The organism is Pseudomonas sp. R4-15, from assembly GCF_055768815.1.
Genome location: NZ_CM147293.1, coordinates 289,411 through 309,893, shown reverse-complemented (window position 1 = coordinate 309,893; position 20,483 = coordinate 289,411). Strand labels below are relative to the sequence as shown.

General features: G+C 66.7%; 19 protein-coding genes. 7 read left to right on the top strand and 12 right to left on the bottom strand.

The features are described 5' to 3' along the window. Positions 1-16: 16 nt before the first annotated feature. A complete protein-coding gene (locus tag ACYRGX_RS01570) occupies positions 17-424 on the bottom strand; it encodes an SMI1/KNR4 family protein (RefSeq protein WP_473054865.1) in 408 nt (135 codons plus the stop codon). A 298-nt stretch (positions 425-722) separates the two neighbouring features. On the opposite strand from ACYRGX_RS01570, the gene ACYRGX_RS01565 reads away from it, so the two are divergent. The 4 genes from ACYRGX_RS01565 (at position 723) to ACYRGX_RS01550 (ending at position 5,126) form a co-directional block, all read left to right on the top strand. After that, entirely contained in the window at positions 723-1,772 is a 1,050-nt protein-coding gene (locus ACYRGX_RS01565) for an ABC transporter substrate-binding protein (RefSeq protein ID WP_473054864.1), read from the top strand. A 12-nt stretch (positions 1,773-1,784) separates the two neighbouring features. Continuing rightward, positions 1,785-2,711: an ABC transporter permease gene (locus ACYRGX_RS01560; protein WP_473054863.1), complete on the top strand. Its 927-nt coding sequence runs from the start codon at positions 1,785-1,787 to the stop codon at positions 2,709-2,711. After that, a complete protein-coding gene (locus ACYRGX_RS01555) occupies positions 2,711-3,508 on the top strand; it encodes an ABC transporter permease (RefSeq protein ID WP_473054862.1) in 798 nt (265 codons plus the stop codon). Before ACYRGX_RS01560 ends, ACYRGX_RS01555 begins: the two co-directional genes overlap by 1 nt. A gap of 157 nt (positions 3,509-3,665) precedes the next feature. Further along, positions 3,666-5,126, top strand: coding sequence for an NAD-dependent succinate-semialdehyde dehydrogenase (locus ACYRGX_RS01550; RefSeq protein WP_473054861.1), 1,461 nt, complete (start codon positions 3,666-3,668; stop codon positions 5,124-5,126). A 128-nt stretch (positions 5,127-5,254) separates the two neighbouring features. Here ACYRGX_RS01550 and ACYRGX_RS01545 read toward each other — a convergent pair whose 3' ends face one another. The 4 genes from ACYRGX_RS01545 to ACYRGX_RS01530 form a co-directional block, all read right to left on the bottom strand. Further along, positions 5,255-5,746 carry an Lrp/AsnC family transcriptional regulator gene (locus ACYRGX_RS01545; RefSeq protein ID WP_473054860.1) on the bottom strand — a complete coding sequence of 164 codons (492 nt, stop codon included), beginning with the start codon at positions 5,744-5,746 and terminating at the stop codon, positions 5,255-5,257. 46 nt (positions 5,747-5,792) lie between these two features. After that, on the bottom strand, positions 5,793-6,473 hold the full coding sequence (locus ACYRGX_RS01540) for an HAD family hydrolase (protein ID WP_473054859.1): 681 nt from the start codon (positions 6,471-6,473) through the stop codon (positions 5,793-5,795). 68 nt (positions 6,474-6,541) lie between these two features. Then, on the bottom strand, positions 6,542-7,834 hold the full coding sequence (gene gabT / locus ACYRGX_RS01535) for a 4-aminobutyrate--2-oxoglutarate transaminase (RefSeq protein WP_473054858.1): 1,293 nt from the start codon (positions 7,832-7,834) through the stop codon (positions 6,542-6,544). A gap of 157 nt (positions 7,835-7,991) precedes the next feature. Continuing rightward, positions 7,992-9,080: an ABC transporter ATP-binding protein gene (locus ACYRGX_RS01530; protein WP_473054857.1), complete on the bottom strand. Its 1,089-nt coding sequence runs from the start codon at positions 9,078-9,080 to the stop codon at positions 7,992-7,994. Between the two features lie 290 nt (positions 9,081-9,370). On the opposite strand from ACYRGX_RS01530, the gene ACYRGX_RS01525 reads away from it, so the two are divergent. Beyond that, positions 9,371-10,294, top strand: coding sequence for a 2-hydroxyacid dehydrogenase (locus ACYRGX_RS01525; RefSeq protein WP_473054856.1), 924 nt, complete (start codon positions 9,371-9,373; stop codon positions 10,292-10,294). 7 nt (positions 10,295-10,301) lie between these two features. Here the strand turns inward: ACYRGX_RS01525 and ACYRGX_RS01520 are convergent, their stop codons facing one another. From ACYRGX_RS01520 to ACYRGX_RS01505, 4 genes are all read right to left on the bottom strand, one after another. After that, positions 10,302-11,021 (bottom strand): cupin domain-containing protein, encoded by a 720-nt coding sequence (locus ACYRGX_RS01520; RefSeq protein WP_473054855.1) that lies wholly within the window; start codon positions 11,019-11,021, stop codon positions 10,302-10,304. A 36-nt stretch (positions 11,022-11,057) separates the two neighbouring features. After that, the gene (locus tag ACYRGX_RS01515; RefSeq protein ID WP_473054854.1) at positions 11,058-12,341 is read right to left on the bottom strand and encodes an NAD(P)/FAD-dependent oxidoreductase; all 1,284 of its coding nucleotides are present in this window, start codon (positions 12,339-12,341) and stop codon (positions 11,058-11,060) included. A 68-nt stretch (positions 12,342-12,409) separates the two neighbouring features. Continuing rightward, positions 12,410-13,114, bottom strand: a complete 705-nt coding sequence (locus tag ACYRGX_RS01510) for an HAD-IA family hydrolase (RefSeq protein WP_473054853.1) — start codon at positions 13,112-13,114, stop codon at positions 12,410-12,412. Positions 13,115-13,253: 139 nt separating this feature from the next. Then, entirely contained in the window at positions 13,254-14,186 is a 933-nt protein-coding gene (locus ACYRGX_RS01505; RefSeq protein WP_473054852.1) for a LysR family transcriptional regulator, read from the bottom strand. Between the two features lie 88 nt (positions 14,187-14,274). On the opposite strand from ACYRGX_RS01505, the gene ACYRGX_RS01500 reads away from it, so the two are divergent. Then, on the top strand, positions 14,275-15,360 hold the full coding sequence (locus tag ACYRGX_RS01500; RefSeq protein WP_473054851.1) for a tartrate dehydrogenase: 1,086 nt from the start codon (positions 14,275-14,277) through the stop codon (positions 15,358-15,360). 61 nt (positions 15,361-15,421) lie between these two features. On the opposite strand, the gene ACYRGX_RS01495 is transcribed toward ACYRGX_RS01500, so the two are convergent. The 3 genes from ACYRGX_RS01495 to ACYRGX_RS01485 form a co-directional block, all read right to left on the bottom strand. Then, on the bottom strand, positions 15,422-16,270 hold the full coding sequence (locus tag ACYRGX_RS01495) for a Tim44 domain-containing protein (RefSeq protein WP_473054850.1): 849 nt from the start codon (positions 16,268-16,270) through the stop codon (positions 15,422-15,424). Between the two features lie 116 nt (positions 16,271-16,386). After that, positions 16,387-18,585 carry a DNA helicase II gene (uvrD, locus tag ACYRGX_RS01490; protein ID WP_473054849.1) on the bottom strand — a complete coding sequence of 733 codons (2,199 nt, stop codon included), beginning with the start codon at positions 18,583-18,585 and terminating at the stop codon, positions 16,387-16,389. Positions 18,586-18,665: 80 nt separating this feature from the next. Next, on the bottom strand, positions 18,666-18,908 hold the full coding sequence (locus tag ACYRGX_RS01485; protein WP_473054848.1) for a DUF1127 domain-containing protein: 243 nt from the start codon (positions 18,906-18,908) through the stop codon (positions 18,666-18,668). Between the two features lie 148 nt (positions 18,909-19,056). Between ACYRGX_RS01485 and ACYRGX_RS01480 the strand changes: the two genes are divergently transcribed. Next, positions 19,057-20,475, top strand: a complete 1,419-nt coding sequence (locus ACYRGX_RS01480; RefSeq protein WP_473054847.1) for an aminotransferase-like domain-containing protein — start codon at positions 19,057-19,059, stop codon at positions 20,473-20,475. Positions 20,476-20,483: the final 8 nt, after the last annotated feature.

The window sequence follows — 20,483 nt, the reverse complement described above, 5'->3', positions numbered from 1 at the left end:
AGAGGCGGCACCGAGTTCAGCTCTTCAGCCAGACGTCCTGCACCCAGGCCCAGACGCCTTCCCAGGTCTCTTCGGCGAAGTCGCCGGTGTCGCCGAGCCAGAGCAGCACCTGCTCTTCCATGTCGACCACGTAGTAATTCCGGCCCGCCTCACACAGCGGCACCATGTGCCGTGGCACGCCATCGTCCCAGGCGCGCGCGGCGACGTCCGGCAGGTAGTTGTGCGCCTGCGGATCGACCGCCGTCACCGGTTCGATACTGCCGTAGACCACGTCGCTGACGCTCAGCAGCAACTGCCGCAGCTCCTTCGGCAGGCCGATCAGCATTTCTTCCTCGACCTCCACCAGGCGATCCTCGTCGGGCAGCTCCAGCGGCACCGGCACCGGCTCGTTGAGTTCGCGCAGTTGTTCGATGAGTTCTTCCACGTCACTTCTCCGCTAGAGGGCAGGGGGCGCTTTATACGCCAGTGCCGCGGCACCCATCAAATACCGCGCGCGGCATGCGTCAGTCGGTGGCTGTCGATGCCTAAGGACGTCCTGAGCAATTCATGCTGTGAAGTCCGTGCAAAACGGAATTATGCGTTTCGCCACCGGCCAATTCGCAGCGTTCATATTTTCCGGACTCTTTACATTGGTCGAAGGACGCTCGGTCGATGGCGAGTCGCTACCAGACAACAAGAGCCGTGTTCTTTTTCCAATAGCTGCCTTCAACCCGGAGATACGTATGAGCCACGCTACCCAAGGTTTCGTCCCGTTGCTCGCAGTCACCCTGATGGGGGTGAGTAGTGCGGCCCTTGCCGAGGAGATCACGTTCGTTTCCCAGGGCGGTGCGTACCAGGAGGCACAATCCAAGGCGATTCTGGAGCCTGCGGCCAAGTTGCTGGGACTCACGCTCAAGCAAGACAGCTCGCCCAAGGCGTACCCGATCATCAAGACCCAGGTCGAGAGCGGCCAGGTCAGCTGGGACGTGGTCGACCTGCCCACCGGTGACTGCCTGCGCGGTGAGGAAGAGGGGCTGTTCGAAAAGCTCGATCCGGCGTTGATCCCCAACCTGGCCAAGCTCCCCGCCTCACTCAAGGATGAATACAGCGCCGGCTACATCAGCTATTCCACGGTGCTTGCCTACCGCACCGATGCGTTCGACGAGGAGACTGCGCCGAAGACCTGGGCGGACTTCTGGAACACCAAGGACTTCCCCGGTGCGCGGGCATTGCGCAACCTGCCGCGACCGACCCTGGAGATTGCCTTGATCGCCGATGGCGTACCGAAGGACAAGCTCTATCCGCTGGACGTGGACCGTGCGTTCAAGAAGCTCGAAGAGATCAAGCCGGAAATCACCACCTGGTGGACCTCGGGCGGACAGTCGGCGCAATTGATCAGCGACGGCGAGGTGGACATGGTGCAGATCTGGAACGGCCGCGCCAGCGCCGTGCAGAAAGCCGGCGCGCCGATCGCCTACAACTACAACCAGGGCATCCTGGAAACCAACTCGCTGTGCGTGGTCAAGGGTACCAAGCACCGTGACGCGGCGATGAAGTTCGTCAACGCCGCGATCAGCGCCAAGCTGCAGGCCGCGCTGCCCACCTACATCGACTACGGTCCGCTCAACCCCGAGGCCTTCGATACCGGCGACATCACTCCGGAAGTGGCCGCGACGCTGCCGTCGTCCCCCGAGAACATGGCCAAGCAGGCGCTGCTGTCGGCCAAGTGGTGGGCCTCCGAGGACGGTGTGAAGGCCGAGAAGCGTTGGCTGTCCTTCGTTCAGGCCAACTGAGGGAGGCGCCGTATGTCCATGCCCTCCACGGCCCAGGTATTGCCTGGGCAAGTGGCGCCCGTCGAGGCGCTGTCGCTCAATCGTGATGCGGTGCGCCGCGAGGAACGCAAGGAGCACCTGAGCATGCTCCTGCTGTTGGCGCCAGCGCTGCTGATGGTGGTGGTGCTGCTGATCCTGCCGATGCTCTGGCTGGCGCTGCAGTCGCTGCAGGGCGACGAGGGCTGGACCCTGGCCAACTACACGCGAATCTTCAGCGAAGGCATCTACTGGGACACCTTCGGCACCACGCTGCAGATCAGCCTGATCGTCACCGTGCTCTCGGTGCTGCTGGGCTTTCCCATCGCCTATGCCGCGGCGCGTAGCGGCGGGCTGGTCTCCAGTCTGATCCTGCTCTGCGTGATCCTGCCGTTCTGGACCAGCGTGCTGGTGCGTTCCTACGCCTGGCTGGTGCTGCTGCAGCGGCGCGGGGTGGTCAATCAGACGCTGATCGATCTGGGCATCATCAGCCGTCCGCTGGAGCTGGTGCACAACGCCACCGGCACGGTGATCGGCACCCTGCACGTGATGCTGCCGTTCATGGTGCTGCCGCTCTACGCGGTGATGAAGAAGATTCCCAACGACCTGTTGCAGGCGTCCGACAGCCTGGGCGCGCGGCCGTTCTACAGCTTCCGCCGGGTGTTCCTGCCGCTGGCTGCGCCAGGCGTGATGGCCGGTTCGATCTTGGTCTTCGTCATCTGCCTGGGCTTCTACATCACCCCGGAACTGCTCGGTGGCGGACGCACCGTGCTGGTGTCGATGTTGGTGCAGCGCAACGTCGAGCTGTACCACGCCTGGGGCGCGGCCAGCGCGGTAGGGCTGGTGCTGTTGGCGGTGGTGTTCCTGATCTTCTGGGCGGTGAACAAGGTGATTCCCGTCGAACGTGTACTGGGGGTGCGCTGATGAAGGCCCTGCTCGCAAGGTTCAGCCTGTCGCGGCTGCTGTTCATCGTCGTGGTGCTGGTGATCCTCGCCTACCTGGTCTTGCCGGTGCTGATCGTGGTGCCGATGTCGTTTTCCGAGGCGCGCTTCCTGCAATTCCCGCCCAAGGCCTACTCGCTGCGCTGGTACGAAGCCTTCTTCGACAGCGTGGAGTGGATGTCGGCGGCCCGCGTCAGCCTGATCACCGCCACGGCGACCACCGCCATCAGCCTGCCGATCGGCATCGCCGCCGCCTACGCGATCAACAACTCGAGCCTGCGCGTGATGCGCAGCCTGCAGTTGCTGCTGCTGTTGCCGATGATGGTGCCGATCATCCTGATCGCTGCCGGGGTGTTCTACGTCTACGCGCGCATCGGTCTGATCAGCACCCTGCCGGGGCTGGTGCTGGCGCACGTGATGCTGGCGTTGCCCTACGTGATCATCGCCATGCTCGCCGGCTTCCGCAATTTCGACATGTCCCAGGAGATGGTCGCGCGCAGCCTGGGCCTGAACCGCTTCCGCGCCTTCATGGCGGTGACCCTGCCGCAGATCAAGCCAAGCGTGGTGTCCGCGGCGCTGTTCGCCTTCATCACCTCGCTCGATGAAACGGTGGTGGCGCTGTTCATCTCCGGTGGCGACAACGAGACCATCACCAAGCGCATGTTCACTGCGCTGCGTGACGAGATCGATCCGACCATCGCCTCGATCAGCACCATGCTGGTCGCCGTCACCCTGCTGATGGTGTTCCTCGCCGGTCGCGGCAACCGCGAACGCGGCTGACCCGCCGATGCCTGCGCCGGTCTGGCGCAGGCATCGGCAGAGTCTGCCGCCGCACCTGCAAATACGGCATCTCCCCCATCCACTCGGCTGCGATACGGCAGCGGCGTGTCGCGGCCTCTCCCTAGACTTTTGCCATCTACCGAAGGAAGTCAGCCTCATGCTCAGATCCCGCTTGCAAGACCCGACCCTGTTGGTCGAACGCGCCTATGTCGACGGCCAATGGATCGCCGCCGACGACGGCGCCACGTTGGCCGTCCTCAACCCAGCCGACGGCAGCGAAGTCGGGCGCATCCCGGCACTGCAGGCCGAGGAAACCCGGCGTGCCATCGAGTCCGCCGACAGCGCCTGGAAAAGCTGGCGCAAGGTGACCCCGGCCGAACGCGCCAAGCTGCTCGAGCGCTGGCACCAACTGCTGGTGGAGCACCAGGAAGACCTGGCGCAGATCATGACCGCCGAACAGGGCAAGCCGCTGGCCGAGGCGCGCGGCGAGATCGCCTACGCCAACACCTTCATCAAGTGGTTCGCCGAGGAAGCCCGGCGCATCTACGGCGACACCCTTCCCTCGCCGACCGCGGACCGCCGCATCCTCACCCTCAAACAGCCGGTGGGCGTCTGCGCCGCCATCACCCCGTGGAACTTCCCGGCGGCGATGATCACCCGCAAGTGCGCCCCGGCGCTGGCTGCCGGCTGCACCGTGGTGGTCAAACCCTCGGAGCTGACGCCCTTCACCGCCCTGGCGCTGGCCGCGCTGGCCGAACGCGCCGGCTTCCCCAAGGGCACCATTCAGGTGGTCACCGGCCTGCCGGCGGGGATCGGCAGCCAGCTCACCCGCAACCCGCTGGTGCGCAAGCTGACCTTCACCGGCTCCACCAACGTCGGCAAGCTGCTGATGAGCCAGTGCGCCGACAACATCAAGCGTCTGAGCCTGGAGCTGGGCGGCAACGCGCCGTTCATCGTGTTCGATGACGCCGACCTCGATCTGGCGATCCCCGGTGTCATGCAGAGCAAGTTCCGCAATGCCGGGCAGACCTGCGTCTGCGCCAACCGCATCCTCGTGCAGGACGGCATCTACGAGCGCTTCGCCGCGCGCCTGGCCGAGGAAGTCGCCACGCTCAAGGTCGGCAACGGCCTTGAAGAGGGCGTCACCCTCGGCCCGCTGATCAACCAGGCGGCGGTGGACAAGGTGTCTGCGCACATCGACGACGCGTTGGCGAAGGGCGCCCAGGTACTGCTCGGCGGCGCGCCGAACGGCGAAGGCCTGTACACGCAGCCGACCATCCTCGGCGGCGCCACCGCCGAGATGCGCCTGGCCAGCGAAGAAACCTTCGGCCCGGTGGCGCCGCTGTTCCGCTTCAAGACCGAGGAAGAAGCCATCGAACTGGCCAACGCCACTCCGTTCGGTCTCGGCGCCTACTACTTCACCCAGGACATGCGCCGCTCCTGGCGTGTGGGCGAAGCGCTGGAGTTCGGCATGGTCGGATTGAACACTGGGGTCATCTCCATGGACGTCGCGCCGTTCGGCGGCATCAAGCAGTCCGGCATCGGCCGCGAAGGCTCGAAGTACGGGATGGAGGAGTTCCTCGAGGTCAAGGCCTGGCACATCGGCGGGCTCGACTGAGCAGGGCGGCAGGAGGGGGCGAGGCGCGCAGCGACGCTACCCATCGCGGGTGGGCTCGCTGGGTAGCGCTGCGTTCGAGCTACGCGGCCCGACCCCTCCTGCCGGTCTGATCGCAGACGTCGGAAGCTTCAACCCGCCTTGATCAGGCTGCGCAGGGGCATGGCGTTCTTGATGACCGGGGACTTGATGACGATGTAGCTGAAGTACTTCTCGATGCCGATGTTCTTTTCGAGGATCGACTCCATCAGCTCCTGGTAGTGCTGGATACTGCTGGTGATGAAACGTACCAGGTAGTCGTAGCCGCCACTGATCAAGTGGCACTCCAGCACCTCGTCGACGTTGCGGATGTACGATTCGAATTTCACGAAGTCGCCGCGCTTATGGTCGGAAAGGGTGATCTCGGTGAACACGGTGACGGTGTTGGCGACCCGGGAAAGATCGACGTGCGCCTCATAGCCACTGATGTAGCCGGCCGCTTCCAGGCGTTTGACCCGTTGCAGGCAAGGACTGGGCGAGAGGCCGACGGCCTCTGCCAGGCTGACGTTGGTCATCCTGCCGTCCTTTTGCAGTTGGACCAGGATGTTGATGTCTATCCGGTCCAGCTTCATCGCAGCATCCATCAATCGGTACCTCGCTCAACGAAAGTGTCGGGTCTTGTCGATCGCGCTACGCTCGCAGTGCGATCTGGTGAGCGTGGACCAGGTCGGCCATGCTCGCGTATTCGCAACGTTTCACGTCGATGGCCTGCGACGCCTTCTGCCAGGGTTGCCCGTGGCGTCGACGCAGCGTGCACACCGGAAAGTCCACCACCCCCTGCCAGGGATCGTCCTGGGCCGGGCTGCGCACCGGCAACAGATCGGCGCGCTCCAGCGCCAGGCCTTCCAGTGCTTGGTTCAGCGCGTCCTGCAGTGCTTTCTGACCGTCGTTGACGACGATGGCGTCGAACGCCACCGGCAGACGGGCGGCCAGGGCCGACGCATCGCCCATGTCCGCTGGGGAGATCAGTAGCAACCGGTAGAACTTGCTCAGATACTGCAAGGCCCCTGGTGTGTCTTCGAAGATCGGCCAGTGGCCTGCGCTGTTACCGAAAGCCAGGGCCGCGTCTTGTTCGGAGGGCTTTTGCAAGTCCCGAGCCAATTGCAGGTAGACCTGCTGATGCAGGGTCGCCTGATCCAGTGCTGGCGCTTCGGCGTGCAGGCTCTGGCAGAGGTGCTGGTAACGCGCCATCAGCCAGTTGGCCGGGATATGCGTCAACAAGGAGCGCAATCCTTCGAGGACGCCCCCATCGCGGTCGATCAGGGTGCCGTAACAGGAAAAGCCCAGCGCCCGGTACTGCGTGATTTTCATGGGACTCCCTTGCCACGCGTACTACGCCGTGAAAGTGCGCGTCCCCTCCGGGGCGCCGTTACGAGCGATCAGGCGCCAGCCTTGGCCAATGCCGTGGCCAGTGCTTGCAAGGCTTCGGCCAGTTGCGCGTCGGTGGTGGTCAGGGGTGCCAGGAAGCGGATCACATTGCGATGCACGCCGCATTTGATGACCAGCAGACCGGCCGCGCGGGCTTCGTCGATGACCTTCTGCGCCAGCGTGGCGTCGGGGCTCTGCGCGGCATCGCTGGCGACCATCTCGATCCCCAGCATGAAGCCCAGGCCGCGCACTTCGCCGATTCGCGGGTGCTTGCGTTGCAGTTCCAGCAGGCCGCTGCGCAGTTGTTCGCCGAGGGCTCGGCTGCGGCCGAGCAGGTCTTCCTGCTCGAACAGGTCGAGCACCGCCAGCGCCGCGGCGCAGGCCACCGCGTTGCCGCCGTAGGTGCCGCCCAGGCCGCCGGGCAGCGGCGCGTCCATGATTTCGGCGCGACCGACCACGCCGGACAACGGCAGGCCGCCGGCCAGGCTCTTGGCGGTGGTCACCAGGTCCGGCTGGATGCCCGAATGCTGGAAGCCGAACAGCGTGCCGGTGCGGCCGAAGCCGGCCTGGATCTCGTCGCAGATCAGCACGATGCCGTGGCGGGTGCAGAGCGTGCGCAGCGCCTGCATGAATTCCACTGGCGCGGCGAGGAAGCCGCCGTCGCCCTGCACCGGTTCGATGAGGATCGCCGCCACGCGCTCGGGGGCGATATCGGTGGCCAGCACGTCCTCCAGCGCTGCCAGCGCCTGGGCGCTGTCGATGCCACGGAAGGCGTTGGGGTAGGGCGTGTGGAAGATGTCCGCGGGGAACGGGCCGAAGTTCTGCTTGTAGGGCGCGGCGAAGCCGGTGAGGGTCACGCCCAGCAGGGTGCGGCCGTGGAAGCCGCCGCGGAAGGAGATCACCCCGGAACGGTTGGTGTAGGCCCGGGCGATCTTGATCGCGTTCTCCACCGCTTCGGCCCCGGAGGTGAACAGCACGCTCTTGTAGTGCTCGTCGCCGCCGATCAGACGGTTGAGGCGCGCGCAGACGTCGAGGTAGCTCTCGTAGGCGAGCACCTGGAAGCTGGCGTGGGAAATCTCGCCGACCTGGCGACGCACCGCCTCGACCACTTTCGGATGGTTGTGTCCGGTGTTCAGCACACCGATGCCGCCGACGAAGTCCAGGTAGCGCTTGCCGTCCACGTCCCACAACTCGGTGCCTTCGGCGCGTGCCGCGACCACCGGGTGGGCGGTGAGGATGCCGCGTGGAACGTGCTGTTCGCGCAGCGCCAGAAGGGTGTCGTTGCGGGTGCCTGCAGAATTCATTTCGCTCTCCATCAGGGTCGCCGAAAACGGCGAGGGGTACGCAGAGGGTAAGCAGTGGGCCGGGTGGCTAACGCCGAAGTTGCCGGCTGCACTATCGGGATCGGTTGTTCTGCCCGCTGCGCGCGGCATTTTTCACTGCCGCCGCCGGGCGCCGGGATCAGGCCGAGCGGGGCACCACGATGGTGTCCTCGGGGTGCAGGCGCATCGCCAGCGGCGCGCCGATGCCCGGCAGTTGCAGGTTGTTCTGGTGGTGGCTGGGCTGGCGGAAGCTGATGGTCTGGCCGTTGCCCAGGTCGACGAAGACCTTGAGACTCTCGCCCTGGAAGACGATGTCGGCGACGGTGCCGCGCAGGCGGTTCCACTCCGGGCCGGCCTGCGCGTCGTCGAGCAGCAGCTTCTCCGCCTGCAGCGCCAGCAGCAGGTCGCCACTGGCTGGCACCGGGCGGCTGGTGCGCAGCGGCATGTCCGCCAGGCTCAGTGCATCGCCGTGGCCCCGTTGCAGCGGCACCAGGGTACTTTCGCCGATGAAGCTGGCGACGAAGTCGTTCAGCGGGTGATCGTGCAGGCGTCGTGGCGTGTCCACCTGGACCAACCGACCGCCGCGCATCACCGCGATGCGGTCGCTCATGGTCAGCGCCTCGCGCTGGTCATGGGTGACGTAGACCATGGTCGCGCCGAGGCGCTTGTGCAGCGCGCGCAGTTCGATCTGCATGATGTCGCGCAATTGCTTGTCGAGCGCCGAGAGCGGTTCGTCCATGAGGATCAGCTTGGGCTCGAAGACGATCGCCCGGGCCAGCGCCACGCGCTGCCGCTGGCCGCCGGAGAGGGCGGCGATGTTGCGCTCTTCGTAGCCCTTGAGCTCCACCGTGGCGAGCGCCTTGAGCGAGCGCTCGCGGGCGCTGGCGGCCTTCTCGCCGCGTGCCTTGAGCGGGAAGGCGACGTTCTCCAGCACGCTCATGTGCGGGAACAGCGCGTAGTTCTGGAACACCACGCCGATGTCGCGCTTGTGCGGTGGCATCAGCGTCACGTCGCGCTCGCCGAACAGGATGCGCCCGGAACTGACCCGGTTGAAGCCGCCGAGGATGCTCAGCAGGGTGGTCTTGCCGGAGCCGGACGGGCCGAGCAGGGACATGAACTCGCCGGCCTCGACCTTCAGGCTCACGTCGTCCAACGCCTTGAGGTTGCCATACTGCTTGCAGACGTGGTCCACCGTGACCGACTCGAAGCCTTCTTGGAAGCCCTGCATGTGATTGCTCCTGGCGGCGCGGCGCCGGTAAAAGTCTGGGGGGAGCGCGGGCCATTTCTGGCGACAGCGCGGCTCGCGAACGAAACGCAAACAGGCCCTGGGGGCGTGCCCGCTGCGGTGCGTGACGCATCACGCGGCAATGGGCTCATCTGACCATGGCCCTGCCCGGCGGAGATGCTCTTTTACGGCCCCCGACGCAGTGCTTCATGCTTTTCTCTCGCGGCTAACGACAGAAAATTCTTTGCTCAGCCGCGATCATGAAGATCATTCACGATCCACGGAGTCATCCCATGGCCTTGCTCTACAAGTCCGCTCCCGAGCGCGCCGACGCCTGGCGTCAGGCGCTCGCCCACTGGCTGCCGGACCTGGAGTTTCGCGCCTGGCCGGACGTCGGCGATCCGACGCAGATCCACTACCTGTTGGCCTGGGAAGCCCCTGAGGACTACACCCAGTTCCCCAACCTGCGCCTGCTGTTTTCCGCCGGAGCCGGGGTCGACCAGTTCGACCCGGCGCGCCTGGGGCCACAGACCCAGCTGATTCGCATGGTCGATGACTCCATCGTCGCGAGCATGAACGAGTACGTGCTGATGGCGGTGCTGGCGTTGCACCGCGACCTGCTCGACTACCGCGCGGACCAGGCGGCGATGCGCTGGTCGCCGCGCCCGATCATCGCCGCCGCGCGACGCCGGGTCGGCGTGATGGGGCTGGGACGACTGGGCACGGCGGCGCTCGCCGCGCTGGCGCCGCTGGGCTTCGCCCTGCGTGGCTGGAACCGTTCGGCGCGTGACCTGCCAGGGGTGCAGTGCTTCGCCGGGCGCGGGCAATTGGGCGAATTCCTCGCCGGTTGCGACATCCTGGTGAACCTGCTGCCGCTCACCGAAGAGACCCGCGGCCTGCTCGATACGGCGCTGTTCGACGCCCTGCCGCGCGGCGCCGGGCTGGTCAACACCGGACGCGGCGCGCACCTGTGCGAGGCGGACCTGCTGGCCGCCCTGGAGCGCGGCCAGCTCGGTAGTGCGGTGATCGACGTGTTCGCCGAGGAGCCGCCAGCGCCGACGCATGCCTTCTGGCAGCACCCGCGCATCCTCGTCACCCCGCATATCGCCAGCACCGTGCAGGTGGACGGCGGCGCCCGCGCCGTGGCGGAGAACATCCGCCGCGAGCGCGCCGGCGAGCCACTGCTCAATCGCGTGGATCTGCGCCGCGGTTACTGAGCCGCGCTCAGCCCGAGAGGATGCAGAACAGCTTCTTCACCGCCTGCGGGTTGTCCCAGGCGTTGTCGGCGCCAGCCGGAATGAAGATCGCCTCGCCGGTACGCACGGCGTAACGCTGGCCGTCGGCGGCGTCGAAGTCCACGCCACCTTCGTAGAAGAACATGAACTCGCTGTAGTTCGGCTCGATCTGCCGACGGCGATACGGCGTGCAGGCCCAGATGCCGATGCGCAGGCAACCGCCGCTGGCGAACTGGGTACAGTTGCATGCGCTGGGCGTCGGGCTGAGCAGTACCTCGGCGGATGGCGCGGCGCTGGGGGCCAGTTCGGCGGCGGGGTCGATCTTCACGGCGCGGGCCGGCATGGGACCTTCGCTGGCACGGCCGGGAAAGGCCACGCAGATGCGCTGCAGCGGCGCCGCATGGCGCCAGCGCAGGTTCGCCCCACGGGGGACCACGAGGATGTCGCCGGGGCCGAGGCGCAACTGGTAGCCCTCACTTTCGATGAACAACTCGCCGGATTCGATCAGGCTCAACTCGACCCAGGGATAGTCGTGCAGCGACAGGTCGCTGGCCGGCGCCTGGGCGGCGCCGGCGGCGCAATCCTGAGCGGTACTGTGAAAGTGCCAGCGACGGCTTTCGGCGAAAGGATCGCCGGGCAGGGTGAGAGGCAATGCCTCCGGCAACTGGCGGCTATCTTCGGGATGGCGGAAATGCAGAATATCGGACATGCGCAGGCCTTGCTGAAAACGGGATAACGGCCGCGCTCAGCGGCCGAGCAGATCGAGGAACTGCTGCCAGCCGGCCGCCAGGCGTACGCCGGGGGCGCGGAAGGGGTGCAGCGGAATCGGCGAAAAGCCCTGGGCGACCATCAGGCCGACGTCCGCCGACTGCCCCAGGCTCATGCGCGCCACCTGCTGGCCGAGGTAGGTGGACATGGCCACGCCGCCGCCGTTGTAGCCGATGGCGTAGAACTGGCCGTCGGACAACTGGCCGGCGTGGGGCAGGTAGTCCAGGGTCATCGCCACCAGGCCGGACCAGCGATAAGCGATGGGCTGCTCGCGCAGGCTGGGGAAGACCACGCCCATGCTGCGTTGCAGATCGGCGAAGGACGACTCCGAGTCGTGTTTGCCGAAGGCGCCGCGGCCGCCGAAGATCAGCCGGTCGCCGACCACGCGGAACCAGCGCAGCATGCGCTTGGTGTCGCCGCAGACCTGGCCGCCGGGCATTACGCCGGCGAGCACCTCCGGTGGCAGCGGCTCGGTGGCGATGATCGCGCTGCGGAACGGGATCAGCCGGCGGTGCAGGCTGTCGGTCAGGCGCGTCTGGTCGGAATAGCCGTTGCTGGCGTAGATCACCCGGCGCGCCAACAGGCTGCCGCGGGCCGTGCGCACGCGCAGGCGGCCGGCCTCGGGTGTCACGCTCAGCGCGGCGCTGTGCGGGTGTACCGGCACGCCGCGCTCCTGCAGCGTGCGGGCCAGGCCGCGGGCGTAGTTCAGCGGGTGTAGGCCGCCGGCATGGGACGTCAGCAGTCCACCGAGGTAGAGGCTGGAACCGACGCACGCGGCGACCTGCTCCCGCGAAATGATCTGTGAGGCATTGCCGCCGGTTTCCCGGCGAACCCACTCGGCGGTGTCGCGCAATCCCTGCAGGGCGTTTTCGGTGTGCGCGGCGGCGATGTGTCCGCCCATCTGCAACTGGGCTTCCTGCAGACCGAGCCGACGGATGTTGTCCACCAGCGCGTCGACCGCGGCATGCCCCAGGCGATACATGTGCAGCGCCTTTTCGCGCCCGTGCTTGGCGGTCATCGCGCTGAAACTGACGCGGAACTTCGGCGAGATCACCCCGCCGTTGCGACCACTGGCACCGTAGGCCAGGTCGTTGGCCTCGAGCACCACCGGGCGCTCGCCGGCGGCGACGATTTTGTGGGCCGCGGCGAGGCCGGTAAAGCCGCCACCGATGATCGCAACGTCACACTCGACGTCGTTCTCCAGCGGAGTCAGCGAAGGTGCCGCCACGGCAGTGGCGGCCCACAGGGAATTGGCAGTCATCGGAGTCATCCGGGAAGCAGAGCCAGACAGCAGGAGGCCGCGACGCCCGCGGGCGCCGCGGCGTCGGGTCAGCCGCGTTCGGCGTCCGCCGCATCCGCCAACTGGGCCAGCGAGGTGAAGTGGTAGGTCGGCTCGGTGCGTTCCGACTCCAGGGTGCCGCCGGTGCCTTTCTTGTCGAAGCGCCGCTCGATCCAGCAGGTGGTGTAGCCCAGCTTCATCGACACACCGATATCGTGGTACTGGCTCTGCGCGGTATGGATGATGTCCTCGAAGAGGATTCCATCACGGGACAAGGCGCCGCGGACGAAGGCGAAGTACTGCGGATCGGGCTTCTCGTAGCGCGAATCGTCGATGGTGAATTCGTAGTCGAAGGGGCAGTCGAGGGTCTTGGCCATGTGTTCCAGGGCCCAGCGCTGGGCGTTGGTCATGGCCACCAGCTTGTAGTGGCGGCGCAGGCGCTTGAGCGCTTCGACCGAGTCCGGGAAGGCCGGCCAGTCTTTCACCGAGAGGGCCAGGCCCTTGGCGTTTTCTTCCGAGTCTGGCAGGCCGAGTTCCTTGGCCATCAGGTGGTAGCAGCGTTCCAGGTCATCCGGGAACCAGCCCGAATCCTTCTGTGCACGGGCGTAGCGGTAGGCCTTGAGGATGTCGTCATCGCTGTGTGCTTTGCCGGCTTCGCCGCTGACGGCGCGCACGTGGTTGAGGATACCGGCTTCGAAATCGATCAGCGTACCGACGACGTCGAACGACATCGCTTTGAAGGGATGCAGAGGCATGGCGCGAGGACTCCTGGATCAATGGCGGGTTCGAGGCGTGAAGGCCCGTGGCAGAAGTATCCGCGCCGTCCTCTCGGCGGATGTTCCGTTTTGCCCTGGCGGCGGGGCATAACCTACCGTTTTGGCCCTTCGCCCAGCACTAAATTCGGGGCGCTGCGGCAAGCCGTGGCGGCAGCTCGCGGCTCAGGTAGGCGATGAAGGCGCCGATCCGCGGCGGGACGTGACGGCGCTGCTGGTATACCGCGTGGATGTCCGCCGAGGGCGCTTGGTAGTCCGGCAGCAGGGCTACCATGGCGCCGCTGGCAAGGTGTTCACGCACGTCCCAGAGCGAGCGCAGCAGCAGCCCGTGGCCGTCCAGCGCCAGGCGCATGGCAACCTCGCCGTCATTGCTGGAGAGATTGCCGGAAACCTTCTGGGTGTACTCGCGGCCCTGCCGGGTGAAGCGCCACAGCGCATAGTCACTCTCGTACTGGCGCAGCACGATGCAGTTGTGCTGCGCCAGCTCCGCCACCGTCTGCGGCGCGCCGCAACGCTGCAGGTAGCTCGGCGCGGCGCAGAGCACCCGCGGGTTGGCCAGCAGATGCTGGGCGATCAGTCGCGAGTCCGGTGGCTCGCCGACGCGGATGTCGATGTCCAGTGCATCGTCGAGCAGGTTCACCGGGCTGCTGCTCAGTTGCAGGGACAGTTCCAACTGCGGGTGTTCATGGGCGAAGGCGGATAGCAGCGGGGCGATGTGGCTGCGGCCGAAACCCAGCGAGGCATTGATCCTCAGGTGCCCGCGCAGCACCGGCTGGCGGCTGCTTACCGCGCTTTCCAGCGCCTCCAGCTGGCTGAGGATCGGCCGCGCGCCCTCCAGGTAGAGCTGGCCTTCCGGGGTCAGGTCCAGGCGCCGGGTGGTGCGGCGAATCAGTTGCACACCCAGGCGCGCCTCGAGCTGGCTCAGACGCTTGCTCACCGCCGGCAGCGACAGGCCCAGCTCGCGTGCCACGGCGGTCAGGCTGCCGAGGGTGGCGACCCGCTGGAAGAACTGCAGGTCGTCGGTGGAGGTGATGGATTCTTTACTGGTTTTCAAGAATGCTTTTCCCGCGAGTCGAATTGTTCGCCTGGGATGACTGAATACACTGGAGACAACCTTATCCACAAGCCAACGGAGTTGCCCCATGAGCAGTGCACCGCGTTACAGAATCGCCGTGATCCCCGGCGACGGCATCGGCAAGGAAGTGATGTCCGAGGGCGTTCGGGTCATGGACGTGGCGGCGCAGAAGTTCGGCATCGAGCTGCAGTGGGACTGGTTCGACTTCGCCAGCGCCGACTACTACGTGAAGCACGGCAAGATGATGCCGGACGACTGGTTCGCCACCCTGAAGACCTACGACGCCCTCTACTTCGGCGCGGTCGGCTGGCCGGACGTGGTGCCCGACCACATCTCCCTGTGGGACTCGCTGCTGCAGTTCCGCCGCGAGTTCGACCAGTACGTCAACCTGCGCCCGTGCCGGCTGATGCCCGGAGTGAAGGCGCCGCTGGCCAACCGCAAGCCCGGCGACATCGACTTCTACGTGGTCCGCGAGAACACCGAGGGCGAGTACTCCAGCGTCGGCGGCACGATGTTTCCCGGCACCGAGCGCGAAGTGGTGATCCAGGAAACCGTGATGACCCGCGTGGGCGTCGACCGCATCCTCAAGTTCGCCTACGAACTGGCGCAGAGCCGGCCGAAGAAGCACCTGACCTCGGCCACCAAGTCCAACGGCATCGCCATCACCATGCCCTACTGGGATGGCCGCGTCGCCGAGATGGGCAAGGCCTTCCCCGAGGTGAAGGTGGACAAGTTCCACATCGACATCCTCACCGCCAACTTCGTCCTGCACCCGGACTGGTTCGACGTGGTGGTGGCGAGCAACCTGTTCGGCGACATCCTCTCCGACCTCGGCCCGGCCTGCACCGGCACCATCGGCATCGCGCCGTCGGCCAACATCAACCCCGAGCGCACCTTCCCCAGCCTGTTCGAACCGGTACACGGCTCGGCGCCGGACATCGCCGGCAAGGGTATCGCCAACCCCATCGGGCAGATCTGGTGTGGCGCGATGATGCTCGAGCATCTGGGCCATCCGGAGGCTGGCGCGGCGGTACTGGCCGCCATCGAACAGGTGCTGGCGCAGGGGCCCGAGCAGGCACCCTTGACCCGCGACTTGGGCGGCCAGGGCGATACCCGGGCACTGGGCCAGGCCATCGCCGCGGCGCTGCGCTAAACGCAACGGCCGCCGTCAGCGAGGCTGGCGGCGGCCGTTGGAGCCCGTTACCGGGAAGCGCTTAGTTCTGGCGGATGCCGGCCACCAGCCATGGCTGGTTTTCGCCCTGGGCGCGCTCCATACGCCAGCTTTCGCTGAACGCCTCGCCCTGGTCGAAACGACTGGTCTTGGCCACGCCGGCGAAGGTCAGGGTCGCGACGGTCACGTCGGCACGGTCTTCCACGCCGTCGAGCTGCACCTGCAGTTCGTCGATGTAGGTCGACTGGAAACCCTCGCCCTGCTCGGCGCGTTCACGGCGCAGGAAGTCGAGCATCTGCGGGGTGACGAACTCGGCGATCTTGTCCATCTCGTTGGCGTCCCAGTGCTGCTGCAGGGCCATGAAGTGACCGCGCGCGGCTTCCAGGAAGCGTTCCTCGTTGAACCAGGCCGGGGCGTTGATCACCGGGGCGGCGTTGGCCGCGCTGGCGCCCAGCGGGCCGCCGAAGATGTTGCGATCGTTCTGCGGCTGCTGCGGCATTTCGCGCTGGAAGGGCGCACCGGCCGGGGCGTGCTGCGGAGCTTGCTGGCGACGACGCGCCGCGAGAAAGCGGAACAGCAGGAAGGCGATGAGCGCGAAGATCAGGATGTCGAACATCTGCAGGCCTTCGAACGCGCCGCCCATGAACATCGCGGCGAGCAGGCCGCCGGCGGCGAGGCCGGCCAGCGGGCCGAGGAAGCGACCGGCGCCGCCGGCGGCTTGCGGACGCGCGGCCTGGGTCGTGTTGGCGCTGGTCGGTGACTGCGCCTGGCGGGTCTGGTGCATGGGGGCGGAGCCGAACGACTTGCCGCCGCCAAAGCGCTTGGCGTTGGCATCCAGGCTCACGGTGAGGGCCAGGCAGAAGGCCAGGGCAAGGCTCATGAATCGTTGCATTAGGGGTGTCCCGTTTTTGGAAAGTGGATACACGCGCGCCATGTTGCCCAGTCGAACCTGTGGCGGCCAGTCGCAGTATGTTTCGGGCTGTTGCCCCGGCAGGGCCGGGGCGCGTGTCAGAGGGGTTGCAGCTTGGCGTAGGCGAGCATCAGCCATTTGCTGCCTTCGGCGTCGAAATTGACCTGCACCCGCGCCTGATTGGCGGAACCCTCGAAGTTGAGGATCACCCCCTCGCCGAACAGCGGGTGCTGTACCCGCTGGCCGAGCGCGAGGCCGGTTTCGGGGACTTCGGCACCGGCGAAGGAGGGCATGCCGGCCTGGTAGGGCTGCTGGCCGAAGGGACGGCTGACGCTGCCGGAGAGGCGTACTTCCTGCACCAGGTCCGGCGGGATTTCACGGACGAAGCGCGAGACCCGGTTGTAGGTCTCGCTGCCGTAGAGCCGGCGGGTCTCGGCGTAGGTCACCACCAGCCGCTGCATGGCGCGGGTGATGCCGACGTAGGCCAGGCGCCGTTCTTCTTCCAGGCGGCCGGGTTCCTCCAGGCTCATCTTGTGCGGGAACAGGCCTTCTTCCATGCCGACCAGGAACACCAGCGGGAACTCCAGGCCCTTGGCGCTGTGCAGGGTCATCAGTTGCACGCTGTCCTCGTGCTCGCCGGCCTGCTGCTCGCCGGCCTCCAGCGAGGCGTGGTCGAGGAAGGCGGCCAACGGCGTCTGCGCCTCGTCTTCCTCGTCGCCTTCGTAGCTGTCGAAAGAGCGCGCGGCGGAAACCAGTTCCTCGAGGTTCTCCACCCGTGCCTGGCCCTTGTCGCCTTTCTCGTCGCGGTGAAAGGCGAGCAAGCCGGAGCCCTCGATGACCTGCTGGGCCATCGCGTGCAGCGGTTTGTCTTCGGTGCTCAGGGCGAGGCCGTCGATCAGCTCGACGAAGGCGTTGAGGGCGCTGGCGGCGCGCCCGGCGACGGCCTTGGTGCCGACCGCCTGGTGCAGCGCGGCCCACATCGACAGCCCGTGAACGCGCGCGAATTCGCGCAGGTTCTCCACGGTCTTCTCGCCGATACCGCGCGGCGGCAGGTTGATCACCCGCTCCAGCGCCGCGTCGTTGTGGCGGCTCTGCAGCAGGCGCAAATAGGCCATGGCGTTCTTGATCTCGGCGCGCTCGAAGAAGCGTTGGCCGCCGTAGATGCGGTAGGGAATCTTCTCCCGCAGCAGCGCCTCTTCCAGCACCCGTGACTGGGCGTTGGAGCGATAGAGGATGGCGACTTCGCTACGCGCCATGCCGTCGCGTACGGCGCGCTCGATGCCCTCGACCACGTAGCGGGCCTCGTCGTGCTCGTTGTAGGCGGCGTACAGCGCCAGCGGCTCGCCGTCGTCGCCGCTGGTCCAGAGCTCCTTGCCCAGGCGCCCCTGGTTGTTGGCGATCACCGCGTTGGCGGCCTTGAGGATGCTCGCGGTGGAGCGGTAGTTCTGCTCCAGGCGGATGGTCACGGCATCGTCGAAGTCGTCGCAGAACTGGCGGATGTTCTCGATCTTGGCGCCGCGCCAGCCGTAGATCGACTGGTCGTCGTCGCCCACCACCATCAGGCTGTCGCCGCCGGTGGCGAGCAGCTTGAGCCAGGCGTACTGCACGGCGTTGGTGTCCTGGAACTCGTCCACCAGGATGTGCCGGAAGCGCCGCCGGTAGTGGTCGAGGATGCCGCCCTTGTTGTCGCGCCAGAGGTCCAGGGCGCGTAGCAGCAGTTCGGAAAAGTCGATCACCCCGGCGCGCTTGCAGGCGATCTCGTAGTTCTCGTAGATGCCGCGCATGGTGGCGAGGAACAGGTCGCCGCTGGCCTGGATGTGCTGCGGGCGCAGGCCTTCGTCCTTCTGCCCGTTGATGAACCACTGCGCCTGGCGCGCCGGCCAGCGCTGCTCGTCCAGGCCCATCTCGCGGATCACCCGCTTGACCAGGCGTTGCTGGTCGTCGGAGTCGAGGATCTGGAAGTCCTGGGGCAGGTCGGCCTCCTGCCAGTGGGCGCGCAACAGGCGATGGGCGAGGCCGTGGAAGGTACCCACCCACATGCCCGCCGGGTTGATGCCCAGCAGTTGCTCGATGCGCGAGCGCATCTCGGCGGCGGCCTTGTTGGTGAAGGTGACCGAGAGGATCGAGTGCGCGGAGGCGCCTTCGGTCTGGATCAGCCAGGCGATGCGGTGCACCAGCACACGGGTCTTGCCGGAGCCGGCACCGGCGAGCACCAGTTGACGACCCAGCGGGGCGGTGACCGCTTGGCACTGGGCGTCGTTGAGGGAGGCGATGAGAAGTTCGGGATCGGTACGCATCCGGCCATTCTAGGGCGCCTGGCGTTCCGGTGCGAGTGGCGGGCTCGCCGTCTGTGGCTCAGGCGGCGAGGCCGGATGGCTCAGCGTTGGCGCAGGGCGTCGCGGAAGATCTTCCACAGGGGGACGGACAGTTCCTGCAGCGCGTCGCATCGCGTAATGCCGACATCCGCCATTTCCGCCATCGTCAGATGGGCCAGTGCGCGGCGGGTGCGTACGCGAACCCAGGCGGCGTACAGGCAGGCGCCGAAGGTCGGACGGGCGACTTCCTGGGGCAGCGAGTCGGGCTGGGGCGTGCGGGTTTCGAAGCGTTGCTGGGCGGTCATGGCAGTTCCTCCTATGGCAGTCCATGGTGCCGCTGGCAGTCGCTGCGTTACAGATGCAAAGAAAAGCTATTTTTTCCATACAGATTGGCCGGAGGTGTATCTGAATGGTAGTTTTCTCGCTCATCTGTACTGATTGTGGATTGGTCCTATGAATCTGTATGACTCGCTGGCCGATGAAATCGGCTCGCGCATCGAGCTTGGCCTGTTCCGCCCAGGCGAACGCCTGCCCTCGGTGCGGGTGCTCAGCCAGGAGCATGGCGTCAGCCTGTCGACCGTGCAGCAGGCCTATCGTCTGCTGGAGGATCGCGGGCTGGCGGAGGCGCGGCCCAAGTCCGGCTATTTCGTGCCGCCGCGGCGTGAGCTGCCGGCGCTGCCGGCGGTCGGGCGCGCGCCGCGACGGCCGGTGGACGTCGGCCAGTGGGAGCAGGTGCTCGAATTGATGGGGCAGGAGCCGGACAATGGGCTGATCCAGCTCGGTCGCGGACGCCCGGACATCGAGGTGCCGACGCTGCGCCCCCTGGCACGGGCGATGGCCCGCCTGGGGCGTCGCCAGGAGCTGCAGAGCCTGAGCTACGGAGGTCTCTATGGTCACGCGCCATTGCGTGAGCATATCGCCCGCCTGATGCTCGATTCCGGCTGCCAGGTGGCGCCTGGCGAACTGATCATGACCACCGGTTGCCACGAGGCGCTGTCGGTGGCGATCCGCAGCCTGTGCCAACCCGGCGACATCGTTGCGGTCGACTCGCCGAGCTTCCACGGGGTGATGCAGGCGCTCAAGGGTTTCGGCCTCAAGGCGCTGGAGTTGCCCACCGACCCGCTCACCGGCATCAGCCTGCCGGCCCTGGAGTTGGCGCTGGAGCAGTGGCCGATCAAGGCCATACAGCTCACGCCCAACTGCAACAACCCGCTGGGTTACATCATGCCCGAGGCGAACAAGCGCGAGTTGCTGGCGCTGGCGCAGCGCTACGACGTGGCGATCATCGAGGACGATGTCTACGGCGACCTGGCCTACCACTATCCGCGGCCGCGCACCATCAAGTCCTTCGACGAGGATGGCCGCGTGCTGCTTTGCAGTTCCTTCTCCAAGACCCTGGCGCCGGGGCTGCGGGTCGGCTGGATCGCTCCGGGTCGCTATTACGACCGGGTGCTGCACATGAAGTACATGAGCAGCGGGCCGAGTGGGCTGTTGCCGCAGTTGGCGCTCTGCGATTTCATCGACCAGGGTCGCTACGAGCCCCACGTGCGGCGCATGCGCGCCCAGTACCAGGCCGGTCGTGACCGCATGATCGACCAGGTGGCGCGTTACTTCCCCGACGGTACCCGGGCCAGCCGGCCTGCGGGCAGCTTCATGCTCTGGGTGGAGTTGCCCCAGGGCTTCGACAGCCAGCGCCTGGCGCGCCTGCTGCCGACGCGTGGCGTACAGATCGCGCCGGGAAGCATCTTCTCGGCGGCGGGGAAGTATCGCCACTGCCTGCGGATGAGCTACGCCGCGCCCGCTTCGGACGTGATCGAAGCGGCGGTGCGCACGGTGGGCGAGGCGGCCAGCGAATTGCTCGCGGAGGGGTAGGGGCGCGA

Excerpts from the sequence above, each read along its gene's own strand:
- ACYRGX_RS01565 (WP_473054864.1), top strand. The coding sequence starts at position 723 with ATGAGCCACGCTACCCAAGGTTTCGTCCCGTTGCTCGCAGTCACCCTG.
- ACYRGX_RS01560 (WP_473054863.1), top strand. The coding sequence starts at position 1,785 with ATGTCCATGCCCTCCACGGCCCAGGTATTGCCTGGGCAAGTGGCGCCC.
- ACYRGX_RS01555 (WP_473054862.1), top strand. The coding sequence starts at position 2,711 with ATGAAGGCCCTGCTCGCAAGGTTCAGCCTGTCGCGGCTGCTGTTCATC.
- ACYRGX_RS01550 (WP_473054861.1), top strand. The coding sequence starts at position 3,666 with ATGCTCAGATCCCGCTTGCAAGACCCGACCCTGTTGGTCGAACGCGCC.
- ACYRGX_RS01545 (WP_473054860.1), bottom strand. The coding sequence starts at position 5,746 with ATGGATGCTGCGATGAAGCTGGACCGGATAGACATCAACATCCTGGTC.
- ACYRGX_RS01540 (WP_473054859.1), bottom strand. The coding sequence starts at position 6,473 with ATGAAAATCACGCAGTACCGGGCGCTGGGCTTTTCCTGTTACGGCACC.
- gabT (WP_473054858.1), bottom strand. The coding sequence starts at position 7,834 with ATGAATTCTGCAGGCACCCGCAACGACACCCTTCTGGCGCTGCGCGAA.
- ACYRGX_RS01530 (WP_473054857.1), bottom strand. The coding sequence starts at position 9,080 with ATGCAGGGCTTCCAAGAAGGCTTCGAGTCGGTCACGGTGGACCACGTC.
- ACYRGX_RS01525 (WP_473054856.1), top strand. The coding sequence starts at position 9,371 with ATGGCCTTGCTCTACAAGTCCGCTCCCGAGCGCGCCGACGCCTGGCGT.
- ACYRGX_RS01520 (WP_473054855.1), bottom strand. The coding sequence starts at position 11,021 with ATGTCCGATATTCTGCATTTCCGCCATCCCGAAGATAGCCGCCAGTTG.
- ACYRGX_RS01515 (WP_473054854.1), bottom strand. The coding sequence starts at position 12,341 with ATGACTGCCAATTCCCTGTGGGCCGCCACTGCCGTGGCGGCACCTTCG.
- ACYRGX_RS01510 (WP_473054853.1), bottom strand. The coding sequence starts at position 13,114 with ATGCCTCTGCATCCCTTCAAAGCGATGTCGTTCGACGTCGTCGGTACG.
- ACYRGX_RS01500 (WP_473054851.1), top strand. The coding sequence starts at position 14,275 with ATGAGCAGTGCACCGCGTTACAGAATCGCCGTGATCCCCGGCGACGGC.
- ACYRGX_RS01495 (WP_473054850.1), bottom strand. The coding sequence starts at position 16,270 with ATGCAACGATTCATGAGCCTTGCCCTGGCCTTCTGCCTGGCCCTCACC.
- uvrD (WP_473054849.1), bottom strand. The coding sequence starts at position 18,585 with ATGCGTACCGATCCCGAACTTCTCATCGCCTCCCTCAACGACGCCCAG.
- ACYRGX_RS01485 (WP_473054848.1), bottom strand. The coding sequence starts at position 18,908 with ATGACCGCCCAGCAACGCTTCGAAACCCGCACGCCCCAGCCCGACTCG.
- ACYRGX_RS01480 (WP_473054847.1), top strand. The coding sequence starts at position 19,057 with ATGAATCTGTATGACTCGCTGGCCGATGAAATCGGCTCGCGCATCGAG.